The sequence below is a fragment of the Sulfitobacter sp. 1A15258 genome, assembly GCF_043557045.1.
Lineage (GTDB): Bacteria > Pseudomonadota > Alphaproteobacteria > Rhodobacterales > Rhodobacteraceae > Sulfitobacter > Sulfitobacter faviae.
In genome coordinates, this window is the sequence record NZ_JBIFFK010000001.1 from 793,891 (window position 1) to 809,502 (window position 15,612).

The 15,612-nt window shown below is 63.0% G+C and carries 13 protein-coding genes; 10 read left to right on the forward strand and 3 right to left on the reverse strand.

Annotated features, from left to right (window positions below; genetic code table 11):
* Window positions 1-13 precede the first annotated feature (13 nt).
* From ACGYK9_RS03985 to ligD, 3 genes are read left to right on the forward strand one after another with little or no spacing between them, the layout of a single operon-like run.
* Window positions 14-961, forward strand: a complete 948-nt coding sequence (locus tag ACGYK9_RS03985) for a YihY/virulence factor BrkB family protein (protein ID WP_394408841.1) — start codon at window positions 14-16, stop codon at window positions 959-961.
* A 10-nt stretch (window positions 962-971) separates the two neighbouring features.
* Window positions 972-1,811: a Ku protein gene (locus ACGYK9_RS03990; RefSeq protein WP_067266361.1), complete on the forward strand. Its 840-nt coding sequence runs from the start codon at window positions 972-974 to the stop codon at window positions 1,809-1,811.
* Complete coding sequence (ligD, locus tag ACGYK9_RS03995; protein WP_394408844.1) at window positions 1,811-4,270, forward strand: DNA ligase D; 2,460 nt, start codon at window positions 1,811-1,813, stop codon at window positions 4,268-4,270. Before ACGYK9_RS03990 ends, ligD begins: the two co-directional genes overlap by 1 nt.
* A 38-nt stretch (window positions 4,271-4,308) precedes the next feature.
* On the opposite strand, the gene ACGYK9_RS04000 is transcribed toward ligD, so the two are convergent.
* Window positions 4,309-5,463 carry a trans-sulfuration enzyme family protein gene (locus tag ACGYK9_RS04000; protein ID WP_394408847.1) on the reverse strand — a complete coding sequence of 385 codons (1,155 nt, stop codon included), beginning with the start codon at window positions 5,461-5,463 and terminating at the stop codon, window positions 4,309-4,311.
* A 168-nt stretch (window positions 5,464-5,631) separates the two neighbouring features.
* Between ACGYK9_RS04000 and ACGYK9_RS04005 the strand changes: the two genes are divergently transcribed.
* The 4 genes from ACGYK9_RS04005 to ACGYK9_RS04020 all read left to right on the forward strand — a co-directional run bounded on the left by ACGYK9_RS04005 (window position 5,632) and on the right by ACGYK9_RS04020 (window position 9,743).
* Complete coding sequence (locus tag ACGYK9_RS04005; RefSeq protein ID WP_394408850.1) at window positions 5,632-6,843, forward strand: alpha/beta fold hydrolase; 1,212 nt, start codon at window positions 5,632-5,634, stop codon at window positions 6,841-6,843.
* Window positions 6,844-7,158: 315 nt separating this feature from the next.
* Window positions 7,159-8,463, forward strand: a complete 1,305-nt coding sequence (gene purB, locus ACGYK9_RS04010; RefSeq protein ID WP_394408853.1) for an adenylosuccinate lyase — start codon at window positions 7,159-7,161, stop codon at window positions 8,461-8,463.
* 74 nt (window positions 8,464-8,537) lie between these two features.
* Window positions 8,538-8,696, forward strand: a complete 159-nt coding sequence (locus ACGYK9_RS04015; RefSeq protein WP_162931827.1) for a hypothetical protein — start codon at window positions 8,538-8,540, stop codon at window positions 8,694-8,696.
* A 138-nt stretch (window positions 8,697-8,834) separates the two neighbouring features.
* On the forward strand, window positions 8,835-9,743 hold the full coding sequence (locus ACGYK9_RS04020) for a lysophospholipid acyltransferase family protein (protein WP_394408856.1): 909 nt from the start codon (window positions 8,835-8,837) through the stop codon (window positions 9,741-9,743).
* Between the two features lie 9 nt (window positions 9,744-9,752).
* On the opposite strand, the gene ACGYK9_RS04025 is transcribed toward ACGYK9_RS04020, so the two are convergent.
* A complete protein-coding gene (locus ACGYK9_RS04025) occupies window positions 9,753-10,463 on the reverse strand; it encodes a DUF1223 domain-containing protein (protein WP_394408859.1) in 711 nt (236 codons plus the stop codon).
* A gap of 252 nt (window positions 10,464-10,715) precedes the next feature.
* Between ACGYK9_RS04025 and acnA the strand changes: the two genes are divergently transcribed.
* From acnA to ACGYK9_RS04040, 3 genes are all read left to right on the forward strand, one after another.
* Window positions 10,716-13,490: an aconitate hydratase AcnA gene (gene acnA, locus ACGYK9_RS04030; RefSeq protein ID WP_394408862.1), complete on the forward strand. Its 2,775-nt coding sequence runs from the start codon at window positions 10,716-10,718 to the stop codon at window positions 13,488-13,490.
* A gap of 143 nt (window positions 13,491-13,633) precedes the next feature.
* Window positions 13,634-14,446: a hypothetical protein gene (locus ACGYK9_RS04035; RefSeq protein ID WP_394408865.1), complete on the forward strand. Its 813-nt coding sequence runs from the start codon at window positions 13,634-13,636 to the stop codon at window positions 14,444-14,446.
* Between the two features lie 63 nt (window positions 14,447-14,509).
* Window positions 14,510-15,100 carry an NAD(P)H-dependent oxidoreductase gene (locus ACGYK9_RS04040; RefSeq protein WP_394408868.1) on the forward strand — a complete coding sequence of 197 codons (591 nt, stop codon included), beginning with the start codon at window positions 14,510-14,512 and terminating at the stop codon, window positions 15,098-15,100.
* Here ACGYK9_RS04040 and ACGYK9_RS04045 read toward each other — a convergent pair.
* Complete coding sequence (locus ACGYK9_RS04045) at window positions 15,090-15,608, reverse strand: DsbE family thiol:disulfide interchange protein (protein WP_322329688.1); 519 nt, start codon at window positions 15,606-15,608, stop codon at window positions 15,090-15,092. The genes ACGYK9_RS04040 and ACGYK9_RS04045 overlap by 11 nt on opposite strands.
* Between the last annotated feature and the right edge of the window lie 4 nt (window positions 15,609-15,612).

Genomic DNA, 15,612 nt, shown 5'->3' on the forward strand with positions numbered 1-15,612 from the left:
CAAAGGACCAGATATGGCGCGCGGACGGAAAGCGGAAACGCCGATGGAAATACCGGCCCCCGGATGGAAAGACATCCTGTTGCGGGTCAAGGATGAGATCGCCGCCGATCATGTGTCGCTTGTCGCCGCTGGTGTCGCCTTTTACGCGCTGCTGGCGATTTTCCCTGCCGTGACCGCCCTGATGGCGCTTGCCGGATTGGTGATGGAGCCCGCTCAGGTCACCGCGCAGCTTGAATCCCTCACCAACCTCATTCCCGAAGAAGCCGCCAATATCATCCTCGGCCAAGCCGTCGCCGTGACCGGGTCTGAAGAAACCGGTCTGGGCTGGGCCTTCTTGATCGGTCTGGTCCTCGCGCTCTACTCCGCGTCCAAGGGCGTGGGCAGTCTGATGGAAGGTCTGAACGTCGCCTATGACGAGGATGAGACCCGCGGTTTCGTCTCCAAACTGATCTGGACCCTTGGCCTCACCCTCATGTTGATCGGCGTGCTGCTCTTGGGCCTCGCGGCCACGTTGGCTGTGCCGGCAGTGGTCGCCTTTCTCGCCCTGCCGGATTGGGTCGAGACGCTGCTCACCTACGGCAGCTGGGTGTTGCTTGCCGCACTTACCGCGCTCGCGCTGGCCGTGCTTTACCGCTACGGCCCTGCCCGTGACGATGCGGAGTGGAAATGGCTCACCCCCGGCTCCGTCATCGCCTGCATCTTGTGGATCGTCGCCTCCATCGGGTTTTCGATCTACGTCAGCAACTTCGGCAGCTACAATGAAAGTTTCGGCAGCATGGCCGGGGCGATCATCCTGCTGATGTGGCTTTGGATCTCGGCCTTCATCGTGCTTCTGGGGGCCGAGTTCAACTCCGAGATGGAGGCCCAGACCCGCAAGGACAGCACCACCGGCCCGGATGAGCTGATGGGCCAACGCGACGCGGTCAAGGCTGATAAGCTGGGCCGCGCGAAGGGCGAATAGGAGAGTTCTCATGGCACCGCGCGCACTTTGGAAAGGTCAACTTCGCCTCTCGCTGGTGTCGATTCCGGTCGAGATATTCTCGGCCACCAAGACCAGTTCCAAGGTCTCGTTCCGGCAAATTCACAAACCCTCGGGCAAGCGGGTCCGCTATGAGAAATCCGTGCCCGGCATCGGCCCGGTCAAGGCCGAGGATATCGTCAAAGGCTACGAGGTCGGCAGCGACGAATATATCCTGCTCGACCCCGATGAGGTGGATGAGATCAAGCTGGAGACGAAAAAGACTTTCGAGTTGGTGCAATTCGTCGATGCCTGCGAAATCTCTCCGCTCTATTTCGACAAACCCTATTACATCACCGCTTCCGACGATCTGGCCCAAGACGCCTACCGCGTGGTGCGCGATGCGCTGCGCCAATCCGGCAAGGTCGGGTTGGGGCAGGTCACCATGCGCGGCAAGGAATATCTGGCCTGCGTCAAACCCTGCGGCGACGGGCTGTTGATGGAAACGCTGCACTATGCCGATGAGCTGCGCGAGGCGGATCAGATTTTCACCGATATCGAGGACGACAAGACCGACAAGGAATTGCTCGACGTCGCGACCTCGCTCATCGACAAGAAAACCGCGCCTTTCGACGCCTCCGCCTATACCGACAAATATGCCGAGGCGATGCAAAAGCTGTTAGATGCCAAGGTGAAGAACAAAAAGACCCCGCGCGTGCAGACCGGGGATGACAGCGCCGCCGAGGGCGAGAATGTGATCGACCTCATGGGCGCGCTGAAAGAGAGCCTGAAAGAAGCGGGCGGCGGGAAATCCAGCGCCAAGAAAAAGGCGCCGCGTAAGAAAGCCTCGTGATGGCCAAATCCCCCGACAGGCTCGCCAGCTACAATGCCAAACGCGATTTCGAGGCGACAGCGGAGCCGCGCGGCCAAATCGGGAGCGGTGCGGGGCAAAGCTTTGTTGTTCAGAAACACGATGCCACCCGCCTGCACTATGATTTTCGCCTTGAATGGGAGGGGGTGCTGCTAAGCTGGGCTGTCACCAAAGGCCCCTCCCCCGACCCGTCGGAAAAACGCCTTGCCGTGCGGACCGAGGACCATCCGCTCGACTACGGCGGCTTTGAGGGGACGATCCCCAAGGGACAATACGGCGGCGGCACGGTCATGCTTTGGGACCGGGGCACATGGATGCCGCAGGGCGATGTGGCCAAGGGGCTGAAAGACGGCAAGCTCAAGTTCACGCTGCAAGGCCAGCAGATGCAGGGCGGTTGGACGCTGGTGCGGATGCGGGGCCGGGAAAAGCGCGAGAACTGGCTACTGATCAAAGAGCGCGACGACTATGCCCGTGATCTGCCCGATGGGCTGACCAAAGGCACCGCCCGGTCGATCACCACGGGCCGCACAATGGCCGAGATCGCCAAGGACGCCCCCGCCAAAAAGCTCGCCGACCCGCGCCCCAAGCGCAAAGGCAAGAACCCCGCTTTCGTCAAACCCCAGCTTGCCACCCTCGTCGCCGACGCGCCCGAGGGCGACGGTTGGATGCATGAGACGAAGTTCGACGGCTATCGCTGTCTGGTGTCCCTGGGCAAGAACGGCACGCGGCTTTTCACCCGCTCCGGCAAGGATTGGACCGACAAGTTCGGCGCGCTTGGCCACGCCTTTGATCCACTGCCCTGCGACCGGGCGCTCTTGGACGGAGAGGTCATGGCGGCCAAGATCAACGGCTCGGCCTTCTCTTCGCTGCAAAAGGCGCTGAAAGAGGGGCATCCGCTGGTCTTTTACGCCTTCGATCTGCTGTCACTCGACGGTGAGGATTTTCGCGACGCGCCGCAGATGGACCGCCGCGCCCGTCTGGCGCAGTTGCTATCCGGCGTGCCCGCAGGCGGGCCGCTGCGGCTGAGTGAACATATCGTCGGCCATGGCTCCGAAGTCTTCGACCGCGCCTGCAAAGCCGGGGCCGAGGGGATCATCTCCAAACGCGTTGACGCGCCCTATTCCGGCAGGCGCAGCAAAAGCTGGCTCAAGGTGAAATGCACCCGGCGGCAGGAATTCGTGATCATCGGCTATTCCCCCTCCGACAAAAAGGGCCGCGCCTTTGCCTCGCTCCTGCTGGGCAGCCATGAGGGCGGCGAATTGCGCTACAAGGGCCGCGTCGGCACGGGGTTCTCTGAGGCGGTGATGGCCGACCTCGCCCGCGCCATGACCGCCCGCAAGACCCCGCCCGCAAGCGATGTGCCTGCGGAGGTGGCGCGCGATGCCAAATGGGTCCGCGCCGATTTGGTGGCCGAGGTCGATTTTGCCGAGTTTACCGACGATGGCGTGATCCGGCACGGCAGTTTTCTGGGCCTGCGCGAGGATAAGGACGCGGGCAGCGTGACCTTGGAGGAACCGCAAGAGGAGCCTAAAATGGATAGCGACAGCAAGATCAGCGGCGTGCAGATCAGCAATGCCGACCGCAAGGTTTTTCCCGATGCGGGCTGCACCAAAGGCGATGTGGCACGGCATTACGAACGTGTCGGGGAGCGGATGATCGACCTCATGGGCCACCGTCCGCTGTCGTTTTTTCGCTGCCCTTCGGGGATCGACGGGCAATGTTTCTTTCAAAAACATGACAGCGGCGGGATGCCCGACGCGCTGTCACGCGTCTCGATCGAGGAAAGCGATGGCGACGCGGCGGATTACCTCTATGCCACGCGCCCCGAAAGCTTGATCGCGGCGGCGCAGATGGGCAGTCTGGAATATCACATCTGGGGCGCGCGGGTGGATCGGCTGGACCGCCCCGACAGGCTGGTCTTTGACCTCGACCCCGATGAAGGGCTGGACTGGGCCGATGTCCGAGCGGCAGCGTTTGAGCTGCGCGATGCGCTGGCGGCCCTCGGCCTGCAATCGGGGGCCATCGTCACCGGCGGCAAGGGCGTGCATGTCTGGCTGGCCCTGCGCCGCACGCGCGGTTGGGAGACGGTCAAGCTTTTCGCCAAGACCTTTGCCCATGTCATGGCCGCGCAGGACCCCGACCGCTATGTCGCGACCATGTCCAAGGCCAAGCGCAAGGGCCGGATTTTCATCGACTGGCTGCGCAATGAACGCGGTGCCACGGCCATCGCGCCCTACTCCCTTCGCGCGCGCCCCGGTGCGCCGGTCGCCGTGCCTGTGACTTGGGAGGAATTAGAGACGCTCGACAGCGCGAATGGCTTCCACATGGGCGATATGGCCGCGCGGCTGGATCAACCCTGCCCGGCACTGGCGGTGCAGGAGGATCTGCAATCGCTGACCGATGAGGTAATCGATAAGTTGCAGGAATGGTCTGAAACGTGAGGCAAGATTGGCCGCGAGGGTGCGCGGCCAATTTCGTTTCACTGCCCGAGCGCTTGACCCAGATCGGCACCAAGGTCTTCGACATCCTCGATCCCGACCGACAGGCGCAACAGCCCTTCGGGGATTCCGGTATGCGGCTCGATCGTGTGGCGATGCTCGACAAGGCTTTCCACACCGCCGAGCGAGGTCGCGCGGTGGAACAGTTGCAACCGCCCCGCCGCTTTCAACGCCGCCTCGGCCCCGCCTTTGACGACAAAGGACAACAGCCCGCCATAGCCCCCGTGCATCTGCTGCGCGGCCAGCGCATGGCCGGGGTGGTCCGGCAGGCCGGGGTACATCACATGTTCCACCTGCGGATGATCCGACAGGAACTCAGCCAAGGCCATGGCATTGCGAGACATTTCGCGCATCCTAAGCGGCAGGGTGCGCATCCCACGCGCCAATAGCCACGCCTCCATTGGGCCGATCACCGCGCCCGCTTCGTTGCGGTCATCGCGGATCATCTGCCAGCGCGGTGCATCGGCGTCCTTGATGGCCAGCGAACCTGCCAGAACGTCGGAATGGCCGTTGATCCCCTTGGTCGCCGAATGCATCACGATATCCGCGCCATGCTCCAACGGGTGGCTCAGCACCGGCGAAGCTGCGGTGCTGTCGACCACCAGCGTCCCGCCCACCTCATGCGCGGCGGCGGCGGCCCCGGCAATATCGGTGATCCGCAACCATGGGTTCGACGGCGTCTCGATCAAGCAGAGGTCAGGCTTTTCGGCGCGGCACAGGGCGGCAAAGGCATCAAGGTCGCTCGCGTCCACCTCATGCAGCGCGATCTGCCGCCGGGCGCAGAAATCGCGGATCCATTTCGTCGTGCCCCAGTAAATCTGGCTCTGCACCACCACGCTCGCCCCATTGGGCACGGTGCGAAAGACCGCCGCGATGGCCGCCATGCCCGAGGGGAAGATCAGCGTCTCGTCGGCCCCTTCGAGCGCGTTCAGCAGACGCTCCGCCACGCGGGTGTTTTCGTTATGCGAGCGCAGATAGACGTTGTCGGGATTGACCAGATCGTAATTCTCGTCCCGCAGATAGGTGGTGGCGAATTGCACCGGCGGCACCACACCGCCCGAGGCGGGATCGACGGCGCCCGCGGCCTGGGCCGCGATGGTGGCAGGGTGCAGGTTCGGTTTGGGGGGCTGGGCCAAGATATGTCTCCGACAGGGGTTTTGCACAAGTCGTATACAAAGCAACAACCGGGGGCAAATGCGATCACGCGCAGTGCTTTCGCGTCACGCTTGGGTGAGCGCGCGGCCCCGGCCCTTGATCCGCCCGCTAGAGATGTCACCTTTACCTCAAGCAAATTGGAGAGCCTCATGGCCATCGAACGCATCACCTTTCCCGGCCCGGGCGGCACGGAACTCTCCGCACGGCTGGACATGCCGGAGGGGCCGCATCTGGCGACCGCGCTTTTCGCGCATTGTTTCACCTGCGGCAAAGACATCCCCGCCGCGCGGCGCATTGCGGGCCGTTTGGCGGCGATGGGGATTGCGGTGCTGCGCTTTGATTTCACCGGGCTAGGCCATTCAGAGGGCGATTTCGAAGAGACGTCGTTCTCGTCCAACGTCGATGATCTGCTCGCCGCGTGCCGCTATCTGTCGGGCCGTGACATGGCCCCCGCGCTTTTGATCGGCCATTCACTGGGCGGCGCGGCGGTTCTAAAAGCCGCCGCACAACTGCCCCATGTCAGCGCCGTCGCCACGCTCGGCGCGCCTTTCGATCCGGCCCATGTGACCCATAACTTTGCCGAGAGCCTCCCCGAGATTTCGGAAAATGGGAGCGCCGAGGTCAATCTCGGCGGGCGGCCCTTTACCATCAGTCAGGGGTTCATCGACGATCTGCAGGGGGCCACGCTCGCCCCCGATATCGCTGTGCTGAAAGCCGCGCTGCTGGTGATGCACGCGCCGCGCGATGAGATCGTCAGCATCGACAACGCCGGACAGATTTTCATGGCCGCGAAACACCCCAAAAGCTTCGTGACCCTCGACGATGCCGACCACCTGATCACCCGCCCGCGCGACGCGGAATATGCGGCCGAGATCATCGCCACATGGGCGGATCGCTACATGTCGTTGAAATCCCCCGCCCCGCCCCCCGGCGCGCCGGAAGGGATCGTGCGCGTAACCGAAGCGGATGCCGATGGGTTCTTGCAAGATGTGAACGCAGGCCCGCATCACCACGCGCTGGCGGATGAGCCGCGGGCCTATGGCGGCACCAACCGCGGCATGTCGCCCTATGGGTTTTTGTCTGCCGGATTGGGGGCTTGCACCTCGATGACCATCCGCATGTATGCCCGGCGCAAGGGCTGGCCGCTCGACGGCGTGAGCGTGGATGTCTGCCACGACAAGGTGCACGCGCAGGACGCATGCACAGGCGCGGCAGAGAAGATCGACACTTGGCGGCGGCGTATCCGGCTGGAGGGGGATTTGACCGAGGAGCAGCGCCAGCGGTTGTTGGAGATCGCGGACAAGTGTCCGGTGCATCGGACGTTGGAGCGGAGTTCGACGGTGGTGACCGAACTGCTTTAGCTACAACAGGTTTACCATCCCGGCCCGGAATCAAGCCGCAGGCGCCGGGCCATCGTCTGCCCGCCCGTCACGCCAAAGGCTTGCCGATATACACTGGCGCACCTTTGGTGCGACCGGCTAGGCAATTTGGAGAGGCTGGGCGTAACCTCGCGAGCGCACATCATGGTTGAGCCATAAAGTGGCACCGACTTACGTATGATCGCCGACCCGCGGGCAGGCGATGGCCCTCGTCACCCTCCCCCCTCAGACTTGTCCTTAACCCCAAGTCAGTCTATGCCGCCCTTGACCCATCCCCTGTCCTAAAAAGGTGCGCGCATGATCCCCCGCTACTCCCGTCCCGATATGGTTGCCGTTTGGTCGCCGGAAACGAAATTCCGCATCTGGTTCGAGATCGAGGCCCATGCCTGCGACGCCATGGCCGATCTGGGCACCATCCCGCGCGAAAACGCCGACGCCGTGTGGAAAGCCAAGGACGTCGAATTCGACGTGGCCCGCATCGACGAGATCGAAGCCGTGACCAAACATGACGTCATCGCCTTCCTCACGCATCTGGCCGAACATGTCGGCAGCGATGAGGCGCGTTTCGTGCATCAGGGGATGACCTCCTCCGACGTGCTCGACACTTGTTTCAACGTGCAACTGACGCGTGCCGCCGACCTGCTGCTCGACGGTATGGACAAACTGCTTGCCGCGCTGAAGAAACGCGCGCTTGAGCATAAAGACACCGTGCGCGTCGGCCGCAGCCACGGCATCCACGCAGAACCCACCACCATGGGCCTCACCTTTGCCCGTTTCTATGCCGAGATGGACCGCAACCGCGCCCGCCTCGTCGCCGCGCGTGACGAGATTGCCACCGGCGCGATCTCGGGCGCTGTCGGCACTTTCGCCAATATCGACCCGCGCGTCGAAGAGCATGTCTGTGAGAAATTGGGCCTCAACCCCGAGCCGATCTCGACCCAAGTCATCCCGCGCGACCGCCATGCGATGTTCTTTGCCACGCTCGGCGTCATCGCCAGCAGCATCGAAAACGTCGCGATCGAGATTCGCCATATGCAGCGTACCGAGGTGCTGGAAGGGGCGGAGTTTTTCTCCATGGGGCAAAAGGGCTCCTCGGCCATGCCGCATAAGAAGAACCCGGTGCTGACCGAGAACCTGACCGGTCTGGCGCGTCTCGTGCGCATGTCGGTGATCCCGGCGATGGAGAACGTGGCCCTTTGGCACGAGCGCGACATCTCGCATTCCTCTGTCGAGCGCGGCATTGGCCCCGATGCCACCGTCACGCTGGACTTCGCCCTGCACCGTCTGGCGGGCGTCGTCGACAAGATGCTGATCTTCCCCGACAACATGCTGGAGAACATGAACAAATTCCCCGGCCTTGTGATGAGCCAGCGGGTGCTTCTGGCCCTGACCCAAGCGGGCGTGAGCCGTGAGGATGCCTATTCAATGGTGCAGCGCAACGCGCTGAAGGTCTGGGAAGAACGGCTCGATTTCCGCGAATTGCTGCTGGCCGATGAAGAGGTCGTCGCAGCCTTGGGCGAAGACGGCATCAATGAGAAATTCGACATGGGCTACCACACCAAACATGTCGACACGATCTTCAAACGCGTCTTCGGCGCGTAACACGCGGATCGTAACGCTTTGAGATTGGCGCGGGTGGGTGTACCCTATCCGCGCCTGTCAAAGGAGCAAACGACATGAAACTCGCACTGACACTCGGCGCCCTCATGGCGCTCACGGCCCCCTCCCTCGCCCTCGCCTCGGGCTGCGTCCATGACAAACAGGTCATGACCTGCGCGGAGGGTATGAAACTCGACATCAGCAGCGGCACCTGCGTGCCGGACGCCACCGCCTAAGCTTTCCACCGGCGGCAGAGTACAATGCCCCCTGCCCGGGCCTCTGACGGCTGACCCCGGCCTATGCCGCCCGGCATGGCTTGTTGCGCGCGTCGGCGCAGGCTATGTCAGGAAAAGTTTAACAGCCTGTCAGAGCCCATGTCGGACCCAGCCACCAAAGCCAAAAAGCCCTATCCCTTCGGTCGCCGGGCCCGGCATTACCTAAGCAACCTGCTGATCGTCGGCATCATCCGCACGGCTTTGGCCCTGCCATATAAGACGCGGGTCGGCTTTGTCGGCGGATTGGTGCAGCATATTCTGGCCCCGCTCGCGGGCTACCGCCGCCGTGCGCTGGACAATCTGGAGCATGTCTGGCCCGAGATGCCGCTTGCCCGTCGTGAGGAAATTGCCACCCGCTGCCTCAACAATCTCGGGCGGTCTTTTATCGAGAATTATTCCGCCGAGGACTTTCCCAAACGCATGGCCGAGATCGCCCCACAGGGGCCGGGCATGGCGGCGCTGGAAGAGGCCAACCGCACGGGCCAGCCGGTGATCCTCGTGACCGGGCATTACGGCAATTACGAAGCGGCGCGCGCCTCTCTCGTGGCGCGGGGCTATGACATCGGCGGGCTCTACCGCAAGATGAAAAATCCCTATTTCAACGCGCATTACGTCAAAACGCTCGAAGCCTTCGGTGGGCCGGTGTTCCCCCAAGGGCGGCGCGGCACGGCGGGCTTCGTGCGGCATCTGAAACAGGGCGGTCGGCTGGTGCTGCTGTTTGACCAACATGTCATCCGCGCGCCGATCCTCGATTTCATCGGCAAGCCTGCCCGCACCGCTATCTCGGCGGCGGAACTGGCGCTGCGCTATAATGCGCTGCTGATCCCCTTTTACGGCATTCGTCAGGACGATGGCGTCAGCTTTGACGTGGTGCTCGAAGCGCCGGTGCCGCATAGCGATCCGATGACCATGACGCAGGCGCTGAACGACAGTCTGACCGCGCAGGTCACCAAGACGCCGGAGCAGTGGTTCTGGGTGCACCGCCGCTGGCGGCCCCACGAAACCTAAGGGCGCGCCTTACTTGGCTCGCGCGGCGGCAAGTATCGCCCCCGGCCCGCCCTGCTCTTTGCGCTGAACGATGACCACGACGGGCAGATCGCCCTCGGCCTCGGCACGCAGCGACAGGGGCGCCGCCCCGTCCCAGTCCGCCAAGACCTGCCAGCCCTGCACCACGTTGCTGTGCTCCATGACATGGCCCGCGTTTTCACCCCGGGTGACCTTGGTCCGCTCCATCGGGGAATAGCGCAGCATGTGGATCTGCATCGGCCCCACGCCTTTGGCCAAAGGATCTGCCGTGATCTCAACCGCTGCACCTGACCGCGCGACCGTCAGCGCCACCTGCGGCGCGGCCTCTGCATGACGTTCGACCGCGTCCATCAGTTTCATCGGTTTCGCGCCGACGATATCGGTCTGCCCCTGCACGATCAGCTCAGGCGTATAAACGCTGCGCCGCCCGCCGACAGCGGCATAGCCGCGCTGACGCTCGGCATGGGCCGGATCGCCAAAGGGATCCTCCCAGCCGATGTAATCCCAGTAATCCACATGCAGCGCGAGGGCGATGATATCCTCCCGTTCAGCCAATTCGGCGAGCATTGCATCGGCATCGGGGCAAGAGGAACAGCCCTGAGAGGTAAAGAGTTCGACCACCACAGGCTGCTCCTGCTGAGCCTGCAAGGGCGCGGCCAGCAGCGAAAATGCGGCAAGGACGGGAAAAATCAGGGGCTTCATAAAATTCCAGACGGATCAATATCGCGGTGATGGGTTTGGTCTAACGGCTGGGAGGGTAAAATACCAATCAACCTTTGTTGAAACGGCCGTTAGCGCCCCCAGCCGCATGCTGCGCATGATGCCCCCTTCAAAGTCGGTACACAATGGTATACAAAATCGCGCGAAACCGCCCGATAACAGTTGAACCGCCGCGCCCGTAGTGGCATTGAGACGGCAATCTAGCCACCCATCAGACCCCGAAGGGAGCCCGCCATGACAATCCAAGTCGGTCACGACAGTGCCAAGACACGGAAAACCCTCTCCGTTGGCAGCCAGAACGTCGCCTATTACTCCATCCCCGCCGCCGAAGCGGCTGGTCTGGGCGATTTCTCCAAACTGCCAGCGGCGCTGAAAGTCGTTCTGGAAAACATGCTGCGTTTTGAAGACGGCAAGACCGTCACCCAGGACGACATCAAGGCTTTTGCCGAATGGGCGACCAAGGGCGGCAAGAACCCGCGTGAGATCGCCTACCGTCCGGCCCGCGTGCTGATGCAGGACTTCACCGGCGTGCCAGCGGTGGTCGACCTTGCCGCGATGCGCGACGGTCTGGTGGCGCTTGGAGGCGACGCCGACAAGATCAACCCGCTGAACCCCGTCGACCTCGTGATCGACCACTCCGTCATGATCGACGAATTTGGCAACCCGCGCGCCTTCCAGATGAACGTGGACCGTGAGTATGAGCGCAACATCGAGCGCTATACCTTTCTCAAGTGGGGTCAGAAGGCGTTTAACAACTTCCGCGTTGTGCCCCCCGGCACCGGCATCTGCCACCAAGTGAACCTCGAATACCTCAGCCAGACCGTTTGGACCGACAAGGACCAGAACGGCGAGGAAGTCGCCTACCCCGACACGCTGGTGGGCACCGACAGCCACACCACCATGGTCAACGGCGCCGCCGTTCTGGGCTGGGGCGTCGGCGGGATCGAGGCCGAGGCCGCGATGCTGGGCCAGCCGATCTCCATGCTGATCCCCGAGGTCGTGGGCTTCGAGCTGACGGGCCGTATGATGGAAGGCACCACCGGCACCGACCTCGTGCTGAAAGTCGTGGAAATGCTGCGCGAGAAGGGCGTGGTCGGCAAGTTCGTGGAATTCTACGGTGACGGCCTTGACCACCTGCCGCTGGCGGACCGCGCGACCATCGCCAACATGGCGCCTGAGTACGGCGCGACCTGTGGCTTCTTCCCGATCGACGATGAGACGCTGCGCTATCTGACCAACACCGGCCGCGACAAGGATCGCGTGGCGCTGGTCAAAGCCTATGCGCAGGAAAACGGCATGTGGCGCGATGCGGATTACGCGCCGGTCTACACCGACACGCTGAGCCTCGACATGGGCACCATCGTGCCCGCGATCTCGGGCCCCAAGCGTCCGCAGGACTACATCGCACTCGACAAGGCGCACACCGCTTTCGCCGAATACGTCAAAGGCATCCGCGAAGGCAAAGACACCTCTGCGAACTCCGAAATCCGTTGGGAAGGCGAAGGCGGCCAGCCCGAGCCGCAGGAAATCCCCGGTGACGAGGGCCACCACAACCGCGGCTATGTGATGACCGACGACGGCCATTACCAGCTGCATGACGGCTCCATCGTGATCGCCTCGATCACCTCCTGCACCAACACCTCGAACCCCTATGTCATGATCGGCGCGGGCCTCGTGGCGCGCAAGGCGCGTGAGCTGGGCCTGACGCGCAAGCCTTGGGTCAAGACATCGCTGGCGCCCGGCTCGCAGGTCGTGTCGCATTACCTTGAGGCCGCTGGCCTGCAAGACGATCTGGATGCCATCGGCTTCAACCTCGTCGGCTATGGCTGTACCACCTGCATCGGCAACTCCGGCCCGCTGGAAGCGCCGATCAGCAAGGCGATCAACGACTATGACCTGATCGGCACCTCGGTGCTTTCGGGCAACCGCAACTTCGAGGGCCGTATCAGCCCCGACGTGCGCGCCAACTACCTCGCCTCCCCGCCCCTCGTGGTGGCCTATGCGCTGGTCGGTGACATGAACCACGACCTGACCAACAGCCCGCTGGGTCAGGACAAGAACGGCAACGACGTCTACCTGAAAGACATCTGGCCCTCGACGCAGGAAGTCGCTGAACTGGTCGAACAGACCGTGACGCGCGAAGCCTTCCAAGAGAAATACGCCGACGTCTTCAAAGGCGATGAAAAGTGGCAGGCGGTTGAGACCACCGACAGCAAGACCTACGATTGGCCGCCGCAGTCGACCTACGTGCAGAACCCGCCCTACTTCCAAGGCATATCGCCCGAGCCGGGCACCATCTCGAACATCGAAGGCGCGAAAGTGCTGGCGGTGCTGGGTGACATGATCACGACCGACCACATCTCGCCTGCCGGTTCCTTCAAGGAAACCACGCCTGCCGGTCAGTATCTGATCGAACGCCAGGTGCCGGTGCGGGAGTTTAACTCCTACGGTTCGCGTCGTGGTAACCACGAGGTGATGATGCGCGGCACCTTCGCCAACATCCGCATCAAGAACGAGATGCTGGATGGCGTCGAAGGCGGCTACACCAAGGGCCCCGATGGCGAGCAGACTTCGATCTTCGATGCCGCCATGGCGTATCAGGAGAACGGCACCCCGCTGGTCATCTTCGGCGGTGAACAGTACGGCGCGGGCTCCTCGCGCGACTGGGCCGCGAAGGGCACCGCTCTGCTGGGCGTGAAAGCCGTGATTGCCGAGAGCTTTGAGCGTATCCACCGCTCTAACCTCGTCGGCATGGGCGTCATCCCGTTTGAGTTCACCGGCGGCGACACCCGCAAATCGCTGGGTCTGACCGGTGAGGAAAGCGTCTCGATCAAAGGGCTCGACACCATCAAGCCGCTTCAGGAAGTGCCCTGCGAGATCACCATGGCGGACGGCAGCACCAAAGAGATTACTCTGAAGTGCCGCATCGATACCGCGATTGAGATCGAGTACATCGAACACGGCGGCGTGCTGCACTACGTGCTGCGCAACTTGGCGAAATCGGCCTAAGCGCCAATCGCAACCGCGAAACAAGTCAAGGAGCGGCCCCATCGGGTCGCTCCTTTTCATTTGCCGCGCGCCGCTGCGCGGGAACCTGCCCGCCCATCATGGGTTGCCTTCATAAGACGATCGCGTTCGAGGAAGGCACAGGAATGATAACAGGTTACGCGCTAGGCGCTTTGGGCGCGGTGATCCTTGTTATTGTCCTGCTGGATTTTCTTTATACCGCCATTGGCGCGGCCCCTGTGGCCCCCCTGTCGGAACGGGTCGCGCGGGCAGCCTTCTTCCTCTTTTCCAAGGTGATGCCAAAGGGAGATACGCGCCATCGCCTCTCAGGTCCGGTGGTGATGACGGCCATCGCGGCGACGTGGATCCTGCTCGTCTCTCTCGGATGGACCTTGGTGTTTCAACTCAGCCGCTACGCGGTGGTGATGTCTGACAGCACGCAGCCTGCGGGTTTCATCCGCGATTCCGCCTTTGTCGGCCATCTGCTTTCCACCCTCGGGGGCGGGCCGCTGCAAACGCAAGGCGCCTTCTGGCAGGTGATGTCGGTGCTCGTCGGGGTCAACGGTATGGTAATCCTGACCCTCTCGGTCAGCTTCGTGCTGTCGACCACCACCACCGTCGCGCAAGCGCGGGGGCTTTTGAGCAAGGCGTCGATGTTCGCGGCGGACAGCGATGAGATGAACACGATCATTATGCCCGCCCTTGCCGATCTGGTGTCGAACCTCAATGCGATGCAATTCACGCTTTACTACAGCGCCGAACACCCCGCCCGCCGGGTGCCCGCAGGAATGGTGGAACTGGCCGAGCGGGTCGCCCCCTACCCCGAACAGATGCGCCGCCTGCGCATCGCGCTTGAGCCGCTGCCCGGTTTCACCGCGCCCGAGGGCCGCTTGGACCAACTGACCAACGCCCAGTTTATCGACCGCCTGCGCGAATGGGCGCGGCCCTATTCCCTCTGACCCCGAGGAACAGAAGACCGGGAACTCCCGTTGATCCCGAAGCACCTCGTAAAAGGAGAAACCATGAGCCCGAAAATCACCGTTCTGTTCTACTCCACCTATGGGACCAACCACGCCATCGCAGAGCAAGCCGCGCGCGCCGCCGAAGAGGCAGGCGCCGAGGTCCGCCTGCGCCGCTGCGCCGAGACCGCCCCGCAGGCCGTTGTCGATGGCCAAGACGCGTGGCGCGCCCAGTTGGACAAGATGCAAGACATCCCCGAGGCCAAACCCGAGGACATGGAATGGGCCGATGGCTATTTCATCTCGGCCCCCACCCGCTTTGGCGTCGCCGCCAGCCAGTTCCGCGCCTTCATCGACACGCTGGGGCCGCTCTGGCAGTCAGGGGCGCTCGCCAATAAGGCGATCACGGCGACCACTTCGGCGCAGAACCCGCATGGCGGGCAGGAAACGACGCTTCAGTCGATCTATGTCACTGCGATGCACTGGGGGGCGATCATCGTGCCGCCGGGCTATGCCGATGGCATCAAATTCGAAGATGGCGGCAACCCCTACGGATACTCCTGCGAACCCGGCCCGCTGAGTGAGACTGGCAAGAAATCCGTCGCCTATCAGGCGAAACGTTTGGTCGAATACGCCGAAAAGATCAGCGGGTGATCGCATCCCGCAGGGCCGGGAGGAACCGCTGTTCGTAATCGCTGCCGACCAGCGGCCCGGCAAAGCGGAACAACACCGTGCCGTCCCCGTCGACGATGAAAGTCTCCGGCGGCGCGGTCACGCCCCAGTCGATTGCCACACGCCCCTGCGGATCGAAACCGACCCCGGCAAAGGGGCTCTCTTCGTCTTCGAGATAGGCGGTCGCGTTCTTCTCGGTATCCTTGAAATTGACGCCGATGATGTTCATCCCCTCGGCCTGCATCTCAAGCAGTTTGGGGTGTTCGGCACGGCAAGGCGGGCACCAGCTGGCCCAGAAGTTCACCAAGCTCACTTGCCCTCCCCGCAGCATGTCATCCGTGGCCTGCGGATAGCCGGGCAGCGTGGCTTCGGGCATGGCAGGCGCCTGTTGGCCCACCAGCGTCGAGGGCAGCCCCTCGGGATCGTCGCGGTACATGCCAACGGCGGCCAGTGCGACGAAGGCGGCAAAGATCACCGGCGGCGCGATCATCATG